This is a genomic window from Nocardia sp. NPDC050712 (genome assembly GCF_040654295.1).
Classification (GTDB): domain Bacteria; phylum Actinomycetota; class Actinomycetes; order Mycobacteriales; family Mycobacteriaceae; genus Nocardia.
Genome location: NZ_JBFAHT010000003.1, coordinates 744,331 through 761,143, shown reverse-complemented (window position 1 = coordinate 761,143; position 16,813 = coordinate 744,331). Strand labels below are relative to the sequence as shown.

Below are 16,813 nucleotides of genomic sequence, written 5' to 3'. Positions count from 1 at the left end.
ACGCCGGGGCGACATACCGTGTCGATTACGTCCCAGACAGTCTAGGCCCTCTTGTGTCCCACCGCACCTGCGGTAACACTGGTCAGCGCAGAGTGTGAGGTGATTCATGACTGGGAAACCGCCGGTGCGCAGTTCGGTGCGTAATGCCAAACTCGCGGCGCTGCCGGTGGCGTACGCGGGGCGGCAGGCCGCCGGTGTCGGTAAGCGCGTACTCGGCCGCTCGTCGGAGGAGATCAACCGCGATATCCAATTGCGCACGGCCCAGCACATCTTCGAGGTATTGGGCGAACTGCGCGGGTGCGCGGCCAAGCTGGGGCAGCTGCTGGCCATCTATGGTCTGGCCCTGCCGCGCGAGGTGGCCGAGCCCTATACCGCCGCGCTGAGTCAGCTGCAGGATTCGGCACCGGCCATGTTGCCGGCGACGGTGCACGCGGCGATGGCCGAGAGCCTGGGCGCCGACTGGCGCAGGCATTTTCGGGAATTCGACGATCGCCGGGCCGCCGCCGCGTCCATCGGGCAGGTGCACCGGGCGGTCTGGCACGACGGCCGCCGGGTCGCGGTGAAGATCATGTACCCGGGCGCGCGGGCCGCGATCGAGGGCGATCTGGTGCAGTTGCGCCGTATTTCCGTGCTGGCCACGGTGTTTCTGCCCGGCGCCGACGTGAAGGGTGTCACCGAGGCGATCTGCGACGGCGTGCGAGCCGAGCTCGACTACGCCGCCGAGGCCGCGCACCAGCGCGCGTTCGCCCGCGCCTACGCCGGCGACCCGGACTTTCACGTACCGAATGTGGTGGCGCAGCACGACGACGTGTTGATCACCGAATGGCTGGAGGGCACCCCGCTGACCCGGATCCTGGCGACCGGCAGTCAGGACGAACGCGATCGGCTGGGCATGCTGATGCTGCGTTTCGTGCTGTCGGGATGGACCCGGAACGGGTTGCTCTACGCCGACCCGCATCCGGGTAATTTCCGGGTGCTGCCGGACGGCCGCCTCGGCATCGTCGATTTCGGGGCCTGCTGCCCGTGGCCGCCCGCGGGATTCGACGAACTCGCGCTGGATTACTGCACCGCTGTTTTCCAGGGCGGCCCGCGCGATCTGGAGGTGGCCGCGCGCCGGCACGGATTCGTGGAATCGAGCCGGGTTTTCGATATCGACGCATTGTTCAAAACCGTCTCGGCGGCCAGCGAACCATTTCGCCGATCGCGCTATCGACTGACCACGCCGTGGCTGCGCCGCCAGGTGCTGCGGACCACGAAACTCGAATTGTCCAACGTCACCCGGCAATTGACGATGCCCGCCTATTTCACGCCGTTCGCCCGCTCGGCGCTGACCCTGATCGGGACGCTGTCGCAATTGGAGACCGAGGGCCCCTATCGGGACGAGATCGTGCGCTGGCTGCCGATGCTGGAGGAGGCGATCGAGCCGTCGATACGGCGGATCGGCTAGTTCCCTTCTGTCCCAGACAGTGTTACCGTCGAGGGGGACTACCAGCGGAGGTAACCATGTCGACAGCACCGCGGCGCCCGGCATCGGCCGAACGGCCCGAGTACGACGTGGTGGTGATCGGGGCCGGTTTCGGGGGCATCGGCATGGGGGTGGAGCTGCGCCGGGCCGGCATCCACAACTTCCTGATCGTCGACAAGAACAGCGATATCGGCGGCACCTGGCACGCCAACACCTATCCCGGTGTGGCCGTGGACATTCCGTCGGTCTACTACAGCTTCTCCTACGAGCCGCCGAAGCGGTGGTCGCGGATGTTCGCGCCCGGCGCGGAGGTCAAGGCCTATGCCGATCAGGTGGTCGACGCCTACGGTCTGCGCTCCCGCATCCGGTTGAATACCCAGGTCGTCAGCGGAGTCTGGGACGAATGGCAGCACCTGTGGCGCGGGCGCACCGCCACGGGGGAGGAGGTCACCGCGCGGTTCGTGGTCGGCGCGGTCGGCGGCCTCGAGGTGCCCAGGCTCCCCGAGATCGAGGGCATCGACCAGTTCGCGGGCAAGGTGGTGCACACCGCGAAGTGGGACCACGACTACGACTACACCGGTAAGCGGATCGCGGTGATCGGTACCGGAGCCACCGCGCTGCAACTGATTCCGGAAATGGCCGATATCGCGTCCCGGTTGACGGTGTTCCAGCGCCGCCCGATCTGGGTGGCGCCGAAACCGGACTTCCCGATTCCGTCGCTGGCCAAGGACATCCTGGTGAACGTGGGTCCGCTGCGCCGGGCGATCCGGGCCGCGGTGACCCTCGGCATCGACTTCGGGATCTCCGGGGTCGGTGTGTTCCACAGCTACATCCCCGGTGTGGTGCAACTGGCACAGCGCGGTGGCGGCCTGATGTACAAGGCACAGCTGGCTGGAGACGCCGACCTCGCAGCACGATTGACGCCGGAGTACGCGCCCGGATGCAAGCGGCCCTCGGTGTCCAACCGCTACCTGCGCACGTTCACCGAGGACCATGTCGAGCTGGTGACCGAACCGATCGAGCAGATCACCGCGTCCGGCGTGGTGACCGCCGGCGGCGCCGTGCACCCGGTCGACGTGCTGATCTGCGCCACCGGCTTCCGGGTCATGGAGAAGGGCTACACCCCGCCCTATCCGCTGGTCGGGCGGGACGGCCTGGAACTGGGCGAATTCTGGGACCGCAACCGCTACCAGGCCTATCAGGGCGTGAGCGTGCCGAAGTTCCCGAACATGTTCCTGATCACCGGCCCGTACGGGTTCGCGGCCGGCTCCTATCTGGCGATGATCGAATGCACCAGCCGGCACGCGGCGCGGGCGATCAAGGAGGCGTTCCGGCGCGGGGCCACCGCGGTGGAGATCAAACAGGAACCGCACGACGCCTACTTCCGCAAGTGCCGCGAGCGTGGCGCGCAGACGATGTGGCTGTCGGAGGCGTGCGCGGATTCCAACACCTATTACGTGAACTACCAGGGCGATCCGGCTCCGATCCGGCCGAGCACGCACCTCGAGATGTGGTGGGGCAACAAGCACTTCCCGTTCAGCCACTACTCCTTCACCGAGCGCCCGGCCACCGTCGCCGCGCCCCAGCGCGCCTGAACGGCTCAGCGCGACAACCACTCCCGCCAGTGCGGCAGGACGAGCTCGGCCAGCACGTCGTAGCCCGCGGCGCCCGGGTGCGCGCCGTCACCGGCGCGCACCTCGCGCATCCACAGCGCGCTGGCCAGCAGCGCCTCGTGCACTCGGACATAGGGCACGTCCGCCGCCGCGCCGATCGCCGCGAAACGCTCGTCGAGCTCGGCGGTTCGCGCATTGTGCTCCGGGTCGTCGACCGGGCACGGCCCGACCAGCAACACCGGCCACCCGCGTTCGGCGGCCGCGCCGAGCAGCTTCGTCAGGTTGGTGGCCGACCCCTCCGGGTCCACCCGCGGCTGCCCGTTCTCGTGCGTGGCGTCGTTCACTCCGAACGACAGCACCACCCGGGCGTCGGTCCCGGCGAGCAGTCGCTGCTCGCACTCGGACACGAAGCGGTTCAGCACATCCGCCGAGGTCTGCCGGCGCACACCGAGGTTGTAGGCGGTGAGCCCGACGCCGTCGGCGATCGCGCGCTGCCCGAGCCGGCCGGCCCAGCCCAGCAGCAGCGGATCGCCGACGCCCGCCACGAACGAATCCCCGACAAAGCACACTCGGACATCAGCATTCACCGGGCTATCGTCGCAGCCGACGGGCCGGACGGCCAGCCGATTTCGGGTTAGATCGCGTCCTCCAGCTCGGCCAGCGAGTTCTCCAGGTGATCCAGGATCCGGTGCATGTCCGGCACGCTGCGCCGGCAGCCGACCAGCCCGAAGTCCAGGTTCTCCGCGGTGGTGGTCAGGGTGATGTTCATGGCCTGGCCGTCCAGCGGAATCGACATCGGGTAGCTGGCGTCGAGCCGGGCGCCGTTGAAGTACATCGGTTCCCGGGCGCCGGGCACGTTGGAGATGACGATGTTGAACGGCGGCGCGGCCCGCTGCACCAGGGCCGGCAGCAACGTCATCGCGATCGGGCTGAGCGTCAGCGCGGACAGCGCCATCGCCTGGGTGCTGGAGAGCTCCTTGTACACCTTCTTGGCGTCGTGCATCGATTCGCTGATCACCGCTAGTCGGGCCAGCGGATCGATGACATCGGTGCCGAGATTGCACAGCGCCGCGCAGACCTTGTTGCCGCTGGTTTCGGTGTCGTCCTCGCCGCGCAGGTTCATCGGCACCATCGCGATCAGGGACTTGTCCGGTAGCGCGTCGCGTTCGGCCAGGTAGCCGCGCAGCGCACCGGCGGACATGGCCAGCACGACATCGTTGATGGTCTTGCCGGTGGCCTTCTTGACCTGCTTGATCCGCTCCAGCGGCCAGGACCGCACCGCGACGGTGCGGGCGCCGCCGATCGGCACGTTGAGCATGGTGCGCGGCGCCTCGAACGGCAGGGTCAGCTGCTGCTCCAGCAGCGCCGAGCGCGCGGCGCGTGCCAGCTTGGGCCCGAAAGCACCGGCCGACAACAGATTTCGGGCCGCGCCGCCGAGCATCGAACTCTCGGGCTGCGGCTCGCGGTGCCGGCGCGGCAGGTTCCACGGCACCCGGACCTCGCGGTCGGCCGGATCGCTGGTGAGCGTGCGCTGCATCAACCGCTGCGCGGCCACGCCGTCGATCAGGGCGTGATGCATCTTCGTGTAGAGCGCGAAGCGGCCGTCGGCGAGTCCTTCCACCATGCGCACCTCCCAGAGCGGGCGATGCCGGTCGAGCAACTGGCCGTGCAGCCGGGAGGCCAGATCGAGCAGTTGCTCGAAGCCGCCGGGGCTGGGCAGCGCCGAACGGCGCACGTGATAGTCGAGTTCGACGTCGGGGTCCTCGGACCAGCCGAGTTGCGGTGCGCCCAGCCAGGTGGCCGGGCGTTTCCGGAACGTGTCGCTGATCGTTTTGTCCGCCATCACCTTTTCGTAGGTGGCGCGGGCGAAGTCGGGTCCGGCGTCCTCGGGCGCCTCGAACAGCTGTAGTCCGCCTACGTGCATCGGATGTTCCCGCGATTCAGCGAGCAGGAAGATGGCATCGATCGGTGAAAGTAACTCCATGGCGGGTCGCCCCCTGACGACAGTGGTGAAGTCTCGTAATGGGATCGACCACGTTGTCGGACGGGCCCGCGCGGCCCGGATGGTGCACGGCGTCGCGCGATAGTCCAAAGTTACCCGGCCGGTAGGCCTCCTGTACGACGAATTACGGTGGCTTCCAGCACAACACGATCTTGTGCTCGAACCGTTCGCCGCTGCGGGGTACCCGGACCAGCCGCGCGATCACCTCGAAACCGGCCGCTCGCAACAGCTCGGCAAAGCCGCCGCGGAGACCGGCGATACGCGCGAAACACCTTGTGGCCGAACGGTTCCACCACATCAGAACCGTTCGCCGCCGGGACGGCTTACAAGGTGCGCCCTTCGATAGGGAGTACCCGATGAGACTCGGACAACACCCCGGAAACCCGAGTGACGTGGCTCACCGGCACTCGCCGTCGAAGGCGGCGGGGGTGACCGGTACATCGGCGGCCGGGAGCACCGGAGGCGCGTCCTTCGGCGCGGCGCCGCGGGCGCGCGCGGTACCGAGGATCGACCCGAGGATGACCAGCGGGAAGCCGATCGCCATGCCCGCGGTCAGCGGTTCGTTCAGGGCGGTCACGCCGAGCAGGATGGCGACGGCCGGATTGATGTAGGTGATGACCGTGGCGCGCGCCGGGCCGACCTCGCTGATCAGCGCGAAGAACACCAGGAATGCCAGCGCCGTGCAGAGCACCGCGAGACCGGCCACCGACCAGGTGGCGTCGGCGGGGTAGTGCTCGGGCCGGCGCAGCACCGCGATCGGCGCGTAGATGATCGCGGCCAGCAGCAGCGACGCGGTGACCACGCCCATCGGCGGCAGGTCGGTCAGGGAGCGGGCGATGATGATCGGCCCGAGCGCGTAACCGATGGTGGTCAGCGCGATCGCGCCGATGGCCGCCGGATTCGACAGATCGACATCCAGGCCGACCAGCGCGGCCACGCCGCCGAATCCGACGATCAGGCCGAGCATCCGTCGCCCGTCGAAGCTTTCGTTGCCCATCACGAGCACCATCACCACGGCGATCAACGGCGTCGCCGCGATCAGCAGCCCGACCGTGGAGCTGTTCAGGGTGGTTTCCGCGTACCCGATCAGGAACCACGGCCCGGTGATCTCCACCAGGGTGTAGGCCAGCAACGGTTTCCAGCGCCGCAGCACCGGCGTGAGCACCTTCATGTAGAGCGCGATCGGCAGCAGGATCAACCCGCCGAGCACCGTGCGACCGAACGCCACCACGAACGGATCGAAATCCTCGACCGCGATCCGGATCATCGCGTACGGCACGCCCCAGATGACGCCCATCGCGAGAAACAACACCCAGCCACGCCTGGTCATCGGCTTTCTCCGCTCTGTGATGTCCACGGAGCGTAACCAATGATCCGATCATCCGACACCCATGAATTCCACGGTCATCGGCCCGAAAAAGGACCGGCCGGAAGGGTATCCGGCCGGTCCTTCGTTGGTGCGGGTGCTACTTGGACTCGGTGGTGGTCGGCGCCGCCGTCTCCGTGGTCGTCGTAGTGGGTGCGACCGTGGTGGGGGCGACCGTGGTGGTCGGCGCCACCGTGGTGGGCGCGACGGTCGTCGTCGGCTTGGACTCGGCGGTGGTCGTCGGGGCCGGCGCCGACGTGGTCGTGCTCGGCGCGGTGGTCGAGGACCCGGACGACGTGGTGGTCGGCGCGGGGCTCGTGGACGCTACGGCCGCACCGGACTTGGTGGTCGTGGTGCTCGTCGTCGTCGACGTCGTGGTCGTCGGCTTGCTGGTCGAGGTCGCCGTCGCCGTGCTGGTCTTCGGCGCCTTCGACTCGTCCACCACCTTGTACATGGCCTGGACGTCCTCGGACTTCGGTGTGGCCGTCTTGTCCACCGGGGTACCGGCCTGCGCCTGCTTGGCCAGGTGCGTCAGCCACGCGGCCGCGTATTCGGCGGAGGTCAGCGGCTTGCCGTTCTCCGCGTCGGCGTTCTTCCAGTAGTCGAAGTGGTGACCGGTGTGGTTCGGGCCCAGCGTGAGCTGGTACGGGTCGCTCATGACGACGGGGATGGTGTTCTGGTTGGTCACGATCAGCCCGATGATCTCGTTGAGCACCTTCTGCGGCAGGTAGGCCAGCGGGGAGATCTCATCGGTCGAGATGTCCTGCTTCACCGGCGTTTTGGGGGTGTTCTGCCCCGGCTTGTACGCCGGATCCGAAACCCGCAGCAGCACCGTCAGGAACGTTTCGTCACTGGCCATCCAGTTCGGCTGCGCCGCGATATCCGCGAAGGCCGTCATGGCGATCCGGCCGAGCACCTCGGCGACATTCTGGCCGGTCGCGGGGGTGAGACCCTCGCGCTCCAGGTTGTCGACATTGATCTGGCGACCCACGTTCACCGCCAGTTGCAGCAGCGAAATATTCTGCGGCGCCGCGCAAGTCAGATCGCCCTCGGCGCAGAACGAAGCGACCTTGCCGTTCAATTTGCCGAATCCGCCGCCGGTGCCGGCCATCGCGCCCTGACCCGAGATCGGCTTGCCGCCGTACTGCTGATCGAAGTTGTCGGGGTTGTTCGGATCCTTGGCGCCGATGAAGGTGCCGTCGCCGGCCGAGCGGCCCGGGTCGGCCAGGATGACCACGCCGACGACGTCGTCCGGGTTCACGATCCCGTACTTGCCCTCCTTGTCGGCCTCCTGGTTACCGACCTCCATCGCGACCCGGCGCACCACATCGGCGCCCTCGGAGTAGCCGACGATCGAGAACCGGGTGTCCGGGCACGCCTGTGCGATCTCCCGCATGACTTGCTTGGTGTTTGCTACGCCGGCATTCACCGAGTCCTCGTAGCTGGACATGTTCGCCGGGTAGGCGACATACACCGCGCGGTAGGAGCCGGGATCCACGTCGTCGGCGGGCGCGTTGACCACCGGGTCCACCCACTCGCTGCGATGGTCCCCCGACAGCGCGGCGGGCAACGGATTTCCGTTGGCGTCCAGCAGCATCGCGGTGGTCTCCGGATTCGGAGTGTCGTTACGACCGGCGACCGAGATGGTCACCATGTCGTGGCACTCGGTAACCGAGCTGGTCAGCCGGGTATCCCGGGTTTCCGGCTGCGATGTCAGTGCGAAGGACGCGGCGACGACCGCCGACAGACCCAGCACCGCCGGTGCGGCGACGCCGACACCGATCCGGTGGCGTGCTAAGAACTCGCGAAAAGCCATGTCCTGATCCCCAATTTCAAGTACCGACAAGCGGAAATGGACAGGCCCCCCGACGGGCCCTTGTCACCGAACCTGTCGTCCCAGGACTCGCGAGTGTTACGGGTTGTGTGCTACGCCCTGCTCAGTCGCGCTTCGGCGGTCTCGTTCGGGCGCAGCAGCGCCGCGCGCTTGTCGTCCTTGACCCAGGTCAGCGCGCCGGGCGTGGCCGCCTCCGCCGCCAGGTGCTTGATCGTGGCCCGGCAGACCAATTCCTTCACCTTCGCGCCCAGGCCGCCGCCGAGGTACCAGCGCACCGGGGTGTCGTCGCGGGCGGCGAACTGGAAGATGCCGCGCTCGCGCCCCAGGCTGATGCACTGGCCGAAGAACCCCAGGTTGATATCGACGGCGGGTTCGCCGGCGATCCGGTGCAGCACGGTATCGGCGGCGTGCGCGCCGATCCGGGTGGCGGACTGGCAGCTCATCCGGAACGGCAGCTCCGAGGGCGCGGCCGAATCGCCGGCCGCGAGAATGCGCGGATCGTCCACGCTGGTCAGCGTCTCGTCGGTGCGCAGCCGGCCCAGCGCGTCGGTGCGCAGGCCGCTGCGCAGCGCCAGATCCGGCACGCCGAAGCCGACGGTCCAGATGGTCAGCGCGCTCGGCAAAATCCGGCCGTCGGCCAGGTGCACGGAATCGCGGGTCACCGTGGTCACTTTCGCGCCGCCGCCCGCGAGGACCGTCACGCCGAGCGCGGCGAGGCGCTTAGCGACCGAGCGCCGGCCGCGCGGGTGCAGCGACGGCGCCAGGATCGCGCCGCACACCAGAGTCACGCTGCGGCCCTGCTCGGCCAGCTCGGTGGCGGTCTCGAGGCCGGTCGCGCCGGATCCGACCACCGTCACCACGCCGGTGGCGGGCACGGCGTCGAGGGCCGGCCGCAGCCGCCGCGCCTCCTCGAAATCGGCCAGTGGGTAGGCGAATTCGGCCGCGCCGGGCACCTGCGGGTCGGCGCTGCCGCTGCCCACCGCGTAGATGAGGTAGTCGTAGCCCAGGGTGGCGCCGGTGGCCAGGGTGAGGTTGCGGGCCGCCGCATCGATGCCGGTGACGGTGTCGACCACCAGCCGGACCCGTTCGGCCAGCACGTCGGCGAAGGCGACGACCGCGTCGTCTGATCCAACGGCCAACTGGTGCAACCGGATTCGCTCGACGAAGCTCGCCCGCGGATTGATCAGCGTCACCGATACGTCCGCGCGCTGGGTCAGCCGGTTGGCCGCCATGACCCCGGCGTACCCGCCGCCGATCACGATCACCTCGGTGTTGTTGCTCATGATGTCTCCTCTGCTCGGGGCGTTCGACCGTGAAGACACCAGGTGCCCGGAAGTTGTGACTATGTGTGACCCAGTTCACTGTTGAGGTTGACCCGGGGTCAGGGTGAACAGTCGTTTCCAGCGGCCCGGAAGAGCCGAACGGATTCGAAGGAGCGACCATCATGACCAGCACCGATACCAACCAGCTGCAGCAGACCATCGACGAGATTGTCGACACCGGATTCACCGGACTGGCGCTGCGGGTGCGCGACGAGCACGGCGAATGGACCGGCAGCGCCGGTGTCGCCGAGCTGGGCGCGAGCGCCGCGCCGCCGGTCGACGGCCACGTCCGCATCGGCAGCAACACCAAGACCTTCATCGCGACGGTGGTGCTGGCACTGGTCGGCGAGGGCAAGATCGGGCTCGACACTCCGGTCCTGGAATATCTGCCGGAATTCGAGCTGGACGAGCGGATCACGGTGCGCATGCTGCTGCAGCACACCAGCGGGGTCTTCAATTTCACCGGCGAGTACTACGAGGACGGGACGACCGCGCCCGGCATCCCGTGGCAGGGCCAGGAGTGGGTGGAGGGCCGGTTCAAGACCTACCGGCCCGAGGAACTGGTGCGATTCGCGCTGGCCAAGCCCGCCCGTTTCGAGCCGGGCACCGACTGGAGCTACGCCAACACCAACTACGTGCTGGCGCGGCTGGTGGTCGAAAAAGTCAGCAGCGCTTCGCTGGCCACGGAGATGCAGCGCCTGATTCTGGGCCCGCTCGGACTGTCGGGCACCGTGGTGCCGGACACCTCGACCGACATCCCAGCCCCGCACGCCCACGCCTACTACCGCTACGAGGAGGCGGGTGCGGAGCGGATCGTCGATGTCACCGTGCAGAATCCGTCCTGGATCTCCGGCGGCGGCGACATGATCTCGACCACCCGCGACCTGCAGACCTTCATCTCCGGTCTGCTGACCGGCAAGCTGCTGCCGCCCGCGCAGCTGACCGAGATGCTCACCCCGGAAACCAAGGTCGGTTACGGACTCGGCGTCTTCGTCCAAGATGTCGACGGCACCACCGTCATCACGCACAACGGGGGCCACGGCGGCCACGGCGCACTGATGTACAGCACCGTCGACGGCGCCAAGACCATGACCGCGGCGCTGAACTACATCGACGATGCCGACCTGTCGCTCTCAGCGGTGTTTCAGGCGGCGACGCAGCGGCTGGTGAACGAGGTGTTCGGAAAGTAAGAGAAAAGGGGCCGCGCTGAGCGCGGCCCTTTTCACGTGCGGTCCCCCGCACGTGGGTCCTCGACACCTGCGCCGATCCCGCACCGCCCCAGCCTCTGCCCGAGCCGGAGTTCCGGTCAGGCGCGGAGTTTGGCGGCCAGTTCGCTCACCCTGGTGTCGACGGACGCCTCGTCCATGGCCTGGGTGAGGGCTTCCTGGTAGGTCGGTTCGGCCTTGCGGTGCAGGGCCCGGCCCTCGTCGGTGATCACGGTGTAGACGCCGCGGCGGTCTTTGGGGCACAGGTCGCGGCGGGTGAGGCCGGCGGATTCCAGGCGGGCGACCAGGCGGCTGACCGAGCTCTGGTTCAGGCCGATGAGCTCGGCGAGCTCCTGCATGCGCAGTTCGCCGTCGTCGGCGCGGGCGAGGCGGCACAGTGCCTGGAATTCCGAGAGGCCGATGTGGTGGCGCCGCTGCATCTCCTTGGCCAGCCGGTGGGTCACCATGCCGTGCAGGGTCACCATCTGGTCCCACGTCGTCGCGTCCATGCTCATCGCCTCTCGGGTATTGACATCAGAGTATATGCAGTGCCAACATATGCATGCACATACATTAAATGCATGTACATGCATTACGGAAGGATCGGTCATGACCACGCAGCGCATCGAGCAGATCGCGACCACGCCCGATTGGTATGAGCCGTACAACATCTCCCAGGCGATCAAGGCCAACGGCCTGCTGTTCGTCTCCGGGCAGGCCGGCATCGACGAGCGGGGGCGCACCGTCTCCGACGACTTCCTCACGCAGGGGCGCCAGGCCTTCGCCAACCTGCAGCGGGTGCTGGCCGAGGCCGGCGCCGACCTGAGCGATGTCGTCAAGGTCGGCATCTTCGTCACCGACATGGCCGCCAACCTGGACAAGATCAAGCAGTTGCGCGCGGAATTCCTCAGCCGGCCCTACCCGGCCGACACCCTGCTCCAGGTGGCCGGGCTCGCCCAGTCCGACTGGCAGATCGAAGTCGAAGTCACCGCCCTAGCCCGCTGAGTCCCGCGTTCCGCCGTTGAAAGGAAATCCCTTGTCCGACAGCTCGTTACTGCGTCCCTACCGGCACGGTGCCCTCGACCTGCCCAACCGCATCGCGATGGCGCCGATGACCCGGGGTCGCGCGGACGACGCCACCGGCGTCCCGAATCCCCGCACCGCGGACTACTACGCCCAGCGCGCCGGCGCGGGCCTGATCGTCACCGAGGGCATCTACACGAACATCCTCGGCAAGGGCGGCCCCGGCATTCCCGGCCTCGTCGACGCCGCGCAGATCGCGGGCTGGCGCACGGTGACCGACGCGGTACACGCGGCGGGCGGGCGCATCTTCGCCCAGCTGTGGCACGTCGGCCGGATGACCCACCCGCTGATCCTGCCGGGCGGCGCGACCCCGCTGGCGCCCTCGGCGGTCCGGATCGCCGGCTCGCGGATCTTCACCGACCAGGGGATGGTCGACCACGTCACGCCCCGTGCGATGACCACCGCCGAAACCGACGCCACGGTCGAGGATTTCGCCACCGAGGCCCGCAACGCCATCGCGGCCGGGTTCGACGGCGTCGAGATCCACGGCGCGAACGGCTATCTGATCCAGCAGTTCCTGGCGGAGAACACCAACCTGCGCACCGATCGCTACGGTGGCTCGCGCGGCAACCGGCTGCGCCTGGCCGTCGACATCGCGACCGCCGTCGCGGCCGCGGTGGGCGCCGAACGGGTCGGGCTGCGCGTCTCACCGGGGAACCCGGAAAACGAGATCGCCGAACAGGATCCGCAAGGCACCTACCGGGCGCTGCTGGACGCCGTCGACCCGCTCGGCCTCGCCTACCTCCACGTGATCGAGCGCGGTACCTACCCCGCCCTGGCCGACCTGCGCCCGCGCTGGTCGAGCACCCTCATCGCGAACTACAACGGCGCGGTACCCAACTCGCAGGCCGCGGGCGAAAGAGCGCTCGACAGCGGACTCGCCGACGTCTTCTCCTTCGGACGGCACTTCATCGCCAACCCCGACCTGCCCGCCCGGTTCGCCACCGGCGCTCCGATCAGCGAGTACGCCCGCGAACTGGTCTACGGCGGCGGCGCCGAAGGCTACAGCGACTATCCCGCGCTCCAGGGCGCGTCGTAGCGCCGGAAGAGGTTGGCGGACAGGGCGTCAGGACGACGTGCGCAGCGCCCGGCGGACCGCGCCGCGGAGCCAATGGTGGGCCCCGTCGGCGGTGTGCCTGGGGTGCCAGGCCATGCCGATGGTCAGCGGCGGCAGGGCCAGGGGCATGTCGAGGAGGTGCAGCCCGAGGGCGCTCGCGTCGTCGGTGAGCGGGGACGGGCCGGTCCCCGGCAGCGCGGCCGGGACCAGGCAGACGATGTCGCTGCGGGCGGCCAGGGTCATCGCGGCCAGGTGGCTGGGCAGCACGACGCTGACCCGCCGTCGTAAGTTCTGCTCCGCCAACGCCGTATCGAGCGGACCGGTGAACCGGCCCCGGCGGCTGACCGCGACATGCTGGGCGGCAGCCAAAAGCGCTGGGGTCAAGGGTGCCTCGGTGAGGTGGTGGCCGGGCCGGACGGCCGCCACCAAGCGCAGGGTCACCAGTTCTTCGACCTGGGTCTCGGGATCGACGTGGTCGATGGCTCCGATCTCCAGATCGATCCGGCCGTCGCGGAGCGCGGATCCGGCCTCCAGCTCTTCGGCCAGCACCCGGAACGAGACACCGGGCGCCTCCCGCCGGGCCAGGTCCAGCAGCCGAGGCGCCAGTGCCGCGCCGACCAGGTCGGCGGCCTGCAGGGTGAACGTGCTGGTCAGGTCGGCAGGGTCGACGCCCGCACCCGGACTGAGCAGCGCGCCGAGACTGCGCACCACCGCGGCGGCCTCCTCGCGCAGGGCCTCGGCGCGCGGGGTGGGAACCATAGCCTGACCGGCCCGGACCAGCAGCGGATCTTGCAGGATGCGGCGCAGGCGGGCCAGGGTGCGGCTCATCGCCGCAGGTGAGGTGTGCAGGCGCGCGGCGGCGCGCGTCACGCTGTGCTCGGCCAGCAAGGCATGCAACGCGAGCGCCAGATTAGCGTCGATAACCGGATCCGGGCTGTTCACCAGCATCATTCCATTTCAGTCAATAATTCCGTGCCGAAGTTCCCATTGTGGCAATACTGGGCGCTCCGCAGGATGAGTGGTGTCCGATCCACCACGAACTGCGAGGTTTCCATGATCGTCATTACCGCTCCGACCGGGAACATCGGCCGTCCGCTGCTCGCCCGGCTGCTGGGGTCCGAAGAATTGCGGGTGATCGTGCGCGATCCCGCGCGACTCCCCGAGACGGTGCGCGGGCAGGTCGAGGTGATCACCGGTTCGCACGGTGACGCCGCGGTCCTCGACCGCGCCTTCGACGGCGCGGACGCCGTCTTCTGGCTCGTCCCCCCGAACTCTGCCCGCTCTCCGCACGACGGCTGGAGCGGCTTCACCCGCCCCGCCGTTCGGGCGCTCGCCACCCACGGTGTCGGCCATGTCGTCGGCGTCTCCGCGCTCGGCCGCGGCACCCCGGTCGCCGGCGAGGCCGGCCTGGTCACCGCGTCCCTCGCGATGGACGACCTGCTCGCCGGCTCCGGCGTCGCCTACCGGGCCCTGGCCAACCCGTCGTTCTTCGAGAACCTGCTGGAGGAAGCCGACTCGATCCGCGACAGGGGCGTCTTCACCGATGTCGTTGCCGCCGATCGCAAAGCTCCCCTCGTCGCGGTCGCCGACATCGCGGCCGTCGCCGCCGGCCTGCTGCTGGACCGCTCGTGGACCGGCGTCGGCGAGGTTCCCGTCCTCGGCCCGCGAGATCTGTCGCCGAACGACCTGGCGCGCATCATGACCGAGCAACTCGGCCGCCCCGTCCGCTACGCACACCAGTCCTTCGACGAATTGCACACCGCCCTCCTCGGTTACGGCCTCGACAAGGAGTTCGCCCAGGGTGTCGTCGATATGAAGCGGGCCAAGGACCACGGCCTCGACGCCGGTGTCACCCGTACCCCGGACACCGCGTCCCCCACCAGCTTCGAGCAGTGGTGTGCCCAGACCCTCGCCCCCGCCGTCTCGGGGACACCCTGATGGCTACCCCGGCCGAACCGCCGGTCACCGCGTTCATCCTCGTCAAGACCACGCCCGAATGGCTCGCACTGACGGTCCAGGAACGCGTGGACGCCTTCACCACCCAGGTGCTGCCCGCCATCGAAGCCAAAACCACCGGCGTCCGATCCCGCTTCTACGACACCGAGTTCTACTCCGCCCGCGTCACCGACGTCTGGGTCTGGGAAGCCGACAACCACCGCGCCTACCAGCTCCTCATCGACGCCTTACGCGAAACCCCGTTCTGGGACCGCTACTTCGAGATCATCGACCTGCTCGTCGGCACCGAGAACGGCTACGCCCGCACCTACGGCCTCGAACCCTTGGCCACCATCGCCACCTGAACCGGCCGCCGCGATCAGTTCCGCATGCGCGACCGCCCAGGCCGCCTCGATCATCCGGAAGATCTCGTCCACCGCGGTTTCCGGATGGGCGGCCGTGCGGGCCAGCGAATGGGCGTCCACCACGAATCTCGCGATCGTCCGGCACGCCGTTGTGGGCTGTGCGCGACCGAGATCGGCGGCGATGGCCGTGGCCAGCGACTGTGCGTGACGCAGCCGCATCGACTCCTCGTACTGCCGCAGGGCAGGTGATTCGTCGATCATGCGCCAGAGCGGGGCGGCGTCCGCCGACGCGCAATGCCGCACCATGGCGTGGATTTCGCGGCGCAGTGCGGAAATGAGTGGCTCGTGCGGCGCCCGGCCGCTGACCGCGTGGGCGAGGCGGTGCTCGAACTCCGCGTCCCGCTCGAATACCAGGGCCTCTTTGGCGGCGAAGTGGGAGAAGAGCGTCGTGACGGCCACGTCGGCCGCGGCGGCCACGTCGCGAATGCCCACCGCGTCGTACCCGCGTTCCAGAAAAAGCCGCAGGGCGGTGTCGGCGATCTTCTGGCGGGTCGCGGCTTTCTTGCGCTCCCGACGCCCGAGCGGCACGGTCATTCCTTGATGCTAACAGGTGCAAATATAGGTCTATTCTAAAACACTAACTGTTAGTGCTACGGTCGTCGGCATGAAGAGAGTGAGCTTCGCCGAGTTCGGCGGCCCGGAGGTACTGGAACTCGTAGACGCCGCGGAACCGCACGCAGGCCCCGGCCAGGTGCGCATCGCTGTGCGCGCGGCGGGCGTCAACCCCGTCGACTGGCGGGTTCGGGAGGGCCAGATTTTGGGGGCGCATCCGATCGAGTTGCCCTCCGGCGTCGGGCTGGACGCCGCCGGGGTGGTCGACGAGGTCGGTGCGAACGTGGCCGGGATCGAGGTCGGCGACCGGGTGTTCGGCGAGGGCTCGAGCACGTACGCCGAGTTCGCCGTCCTGTCGGCCTGGGCCCGGATGCCCGAGGGGCTGACCTTCGAAGAAGCGGCGGGTTACCCCTCGGTGGTGGAGACCGCGCTGCGCGTCATCGGCGAGGTCGGGGTACAGCCCGGGCAGACGCTGCTGGTCAGCGGTGCGTCCGGGGGCGTCGGCTCAGCGGTGCTGCAGATCGCTCGCGACCGGGGCATCGCGGTGATCGGCACGGGTGGGGCCGCGAACCAGGAGTATCTGCGCAGCCTGGGGGCCACCGCCACGACGTACGGCGACGGCTGGGTCGAGCGCGTCCGGCAGCTCGGCCGGGTCGACGCGGCCCTCGATCTGGCCGGCTCGGGTGTGATCCGCGAGTTGGTCGAGCTGACCGGCGATCCGCGGCAGGTGGTCTCCATCGCCGATCTCGGTGCGCCGGAGTTCGGCGTCCGATTCTCCGGCGTGGCCGGAAGCGTGCCCGAAGCCCTCGCCACGGCGGCCGATCTGATCTCGCGCGGGAAGCTGCACATCCCGGTCGAGAAGACGTACTCGCTCGCCGAAGCCGCCGCGGCGCACATCGACAGCCGAGCTGGTCACACGCGAGGACGACGGGTCATCCTCATCTGAGGAGTGAA

Annotated in this window: 16 protein-coding genes; 8 read left to right on the top strand and 8 right to left on the bottom strand. The window is 68.7% G+C overall.

All coding sequences use genetic code 11. The features are described 5' to 3' along the window. The first annotated feature begins 106 nt into the window (after positions 1-106). Positions 107-1,447, top strand: coding sequence for an AarF/ABC1/UbiB kinase family protein (locus tag AB0H76_RS23970; protein WP_357327941.1), 1,341 nt, complete (start codon positions 107-109; stop codon positions 1,445-1,447). 56 nt (positions 1,448-1,503) lie between these two features. Further along, positions 1,504-3,060, top strand: a complete 1,557-nt coding sequence (locus AB0H76_RS23965) for an NAD(P)/FAD-dependent oxidoreductase (protein ID WP_357327939.1) — start codon at positions 1,504-1,506, stop codon at positions 3,058-3,060. 5 nt (positions 3,061-3,065) lie between these two features. Here the strand turns inward: AB0H76_RS23965 and AB0H76_RS23960 are convergent, their stop codons facing one another. The 5 genes from AB0H76_RS23960 to AB0H76_RS23940 all read right to left on the bottom strand — a co-directional run bounded on the left by AB0H76_RS23960 (position 3,066) and on the right by AB0H76_RS23940 (position 9,563). Further along, positions 3,066-3,665, bottom strand: a complete 600-nt coding sequence (locus AB0H76_RS23960; RefSeq protein WP_357327936.1) for a GDSL-type esterase/lipase family protein — start codon at positions 3,663-3,665, stop codon at positions 3,066-3,068. Between the two features lie 47 nt (positions 3,666-3,712). After that, positions 3,713-5,062 carry a wax ester/triacylglycerol synthase family O-acyltransferase gene (locus AB0H76_RS23955; RefSeq protein WP_357327933.1) on the bottom strand — a complete coding sequence of 450 codons (1,350 nt, stop codon included), beginning with the start codon at positions 5,060-5,062 and terminating at the stop codon, positions 3,713-3,715. 415 nt (positions 5,063-5,477) lie between these two features. Beyond that, positions 5,478-6,410, bottom strand: coding sequence for a DMT family transporter (locus AB0H76_RS23950; RefSeq protein ID WP_357327930.1), 933 nt, complete (start codon positions 6,408-6,410; stop codon positions 5,478-5,480). Positions 6,411-6,546: 136 nt separating this feature from the next. Beyond that, a complete protein-coding gene (locus AB0H76_RS23945) occupies positions 6,547-8,262 on the bottom strand; it encodes a cutinase family protein (RefSeq protein ID WP_357327927.1) in 1,716 nt (571 codons plus the stop codon). 110 nt (positions 8,263-8,372) lie between these two features. Further along, positions 8,373-9,563, bottom strand: a complete 1,191-nt coding sequence (locus tag AB0H76_RS23940) for an FAD-dependent oxidoreductase (protein ID WP_357327925.1) — start codon at positions 9,561-9,563, stop codon at positions 8,373-8,375. A gap of 161 nt (positions 9,564-9,724) precedes the next feature. Between AB0H76_RS23940 and AB0H76_RS23935 the strand changes: the two genes are divergently transcribed. Continuing rightward, the gene (locus AB0H76_RS23935; RefSeq protein WP_357327922.1) at positions 9,725-10,792 is read left to right on the top strand and encodes a serine hydrolase domain-containing protein; all 1,068 of its coding nucleotides are present in this window, start codon (positions 9,725-9,727) and stop codon (positions 10,790-10,792) included. 116 nt (positions 10,793-10,908) lie between these two features. Here AB0H76_RS23935 and AB0H76_RS23930 read toward each other — a convergent pair whose 3' ends face one another. Continuing rightward, positions 10,909-11,316: a MarR family transcriptional regulator gene (locus AB0H76_RS23930; RefSeq protein WP_357327920.1), complete on the bottom strand. Its 408-nt coding sequence runs from the start codon at positions 11,314-11,316 to the stop codon at positions 10,909-10,911. Between the two features lie 100 nt (positions 11,317-11,416). Between AB0H76_RS23930 and AB0H76_RS23925 the strand changes: the two genes are divergently transcribed. Next, the gene (locus tag AB0H76_RS23925) at positions 11,417-11,812 is read left to right on the top strand and encodes a RidA family protein (protein WP_357327918.1); all 396 of its coding nucleotides are present in this window, start codon (positions 11,417-11,419) and stop codon (positions 11,810-11,812) included. Positions 11,813-11,843: 31 nt separating this feature from the next. Next, a complete protein-coding gene (locus AB0H76_RS23920; RefSeq protein ID WP_357327915.1) occupies positions 11,844-12,929 on the top strand; it encodes an alkene reductase in 1,086 nt (361 codons plus the stop codon). Positions 12,930-12,956: 27 nt separating this feature from the next. Here AB0H76_RS23920 and AB0H76_RS23915 read toward each other — a convergent pair whose 3' ends face one another. After that, on the bottom strand, positions 12,957-13,895 hold the full coding sequence (locus AB0H76_RS23915) for a LysR family transcriptional regulator (protein ID WP_357327913.1): 939 nt from the start codon (positions 13,893-13,895) through the stop codon (positions 12,957-12,959). A 105-nt stretch (positions 13,896-14,000) separates the two neighbouring features. On the opposite strand from AB0H76_RS23915, the gene AB0H76_RS23910 reads away from it, so the two are divergent. Beyond that, a complete protein-coding gene (locus AB0H76_RS23910; RefSeq protein WP_357327910.1) occupies positions 14,001-14,885 on the top strand; it encodes an NAD(P)H-binding protein in 885 nt (294 codons plus the stop codon). Beyond that, a complete protein-coding gene (locus AB0H76_RS23905; protein ID WP_357327907.1) occupies positions 14,885-15,247 on the top strand; it encodes a darcynin family protein in 363 nt (120 codons plus the stop codon). Before AB0H76_RS23910 ends, AB0H76_RS23905 begins: the two co-directional genes overlap by 1 nt. On the opposite strand, the gene AB0H76_RS23900 is transcribed toward AB0H76_RS23905, so the two are convergent. After that, a complete protein-coding gene (locus tag AB0H76_RS23900) occupies positions 15,131-15,841 on the bottom strand; it encodes a TetR family transcriptional regulator (RefSeq protein WP_357327904.1) in 711 nt (236 codons plus the stop codon). The genes AB0H76_RS23905 and AB0H76_RS23900 overlap by 117 nt on opposite strands. 70 nt (positions 15,842-15,911) lie before the next feature. On the opposite strand from AB0H76_RS23900, the gene AB0H76_RS23895 reads away from it, so the two are divergent. Then, the gene (locus tag AB0H76_RS23895) at positions 15,912-16,805 is read left to right on the top strand and encodes an NADP-dependent oxidoreductase (RefSeq protein ID WP_357327901.1); all 894 of its coding nucleotides are present in this window, start codon (positions 15,912-15,914) and stop codon (positions 16,803-16,805) included. The last annotated feature ends 8 nt before the right edge of the window (positions 16,806-16,813 follow it).

Excerpts from the sequence above, each read along its gene's own strand:
- AB0H76_RS23970 (WP_357327941.1), top strand. The coding sequence starts at position 107 with ATGACTGGGAAACCGCCGGTGCGCAGTTCGGTGCGTAATGCCAAACTC.
- AB0H76_RS23965 (WP_357327939.1), top strand. The coding sequence starts at position 1,504 with ATGTCGACAGCACCGCGGCGCCCGGCATCGGCCGAACGGCCCGAGTAC.
- AB0H76_RS23955 (WP_357327933.1), bottom strand. The coding sequence starts at position 5,062 with ATGGAGTTACTTTCACCGATCGATGCCATCTTCCTGCTCGCTGAATCG.
- AB0H76_RS23950 (WP_357327930.1), bottom strand. The coding sequence starts at position 6,410 with ATGACCAGGCGTGGCTGGGTGTTGTTTCTCGCGATGGGCGTCATCTGG.
- AB0H76_RS23945 (WP_357327927.1), bottom strand. The coding sequence starts at position 8,262 with ATGGCTTTTCGCGAGTTCTTAGCACGCCACCGGATCGGTGTCGGCGTC.
- AB0H76_RS23940 (WP_357327925.1), bottom strand. The coding sequence starts at position 9,563 with ATGAGCAACAACACCGAGGTGATCGTGATCGGCGGCGGGTACGCCGGG.
- AB0H76_RS23935 (WP_357327922.1), top strand. The coding sequence starts at position 9,725 with ATGACCAGCACCGATACCAACCAGCTGCAGCAGACCATCGACGAGATT.
- AB0H76_RS23930 (WP_357327920.1), bottom strand. The coding sequence starts at position 11,316 with ATGGACGCGACGACGTGGGACCAGATGGTGACCCTGCACGGCATGGTG.
- AB0H76_RS23925 (WP_357327918.1), top strand. The coding sequence starts at position 11,417 with ATGACCACGCAGCGCATCGAGCAGATCGCGACCACGCCCGATTGGTAT.
- AB0H76_RS23915 (WP_357327913.1), bottom strand. The coding sequence starts at position 13,895 with ATGCTGGTGAACAGCCCGGATCCGGTTATCGACGCTAATCTGGCGCTC.
- AB0H76_RS23910 (WP_357327910.1), top strand. The coding sequence starts at position 14,001 with ATGATCGTCATTACCGCTCCGACCGGGAACATCGGCCGTCCGCTGCTC.
- AB0H76_RS23905 (WP_357327907.1), top strand. The coding sequence starts at position 14,885 with ATGGCTACCCCGGCCGAACCGCCGGTCACCGCGTTCATCCTCGTCAAG.
- AB0H76_RS23900 (WP_357327904.1), bottom strand. The coding sequence starts at position 15,841 with ATGACCGTGCCGCTCGGGCGTCGGGAGCGCAAGAAAGCCGCGACCCGC.
- AB0H76_RS23895 (WP_357327901.1), top strand. The coding sequence starts at position 15,912 with ATGAAGAGAGTGAGCTTCGCCGAGTTCGGCGGCCCGGAGGTACTGGAA.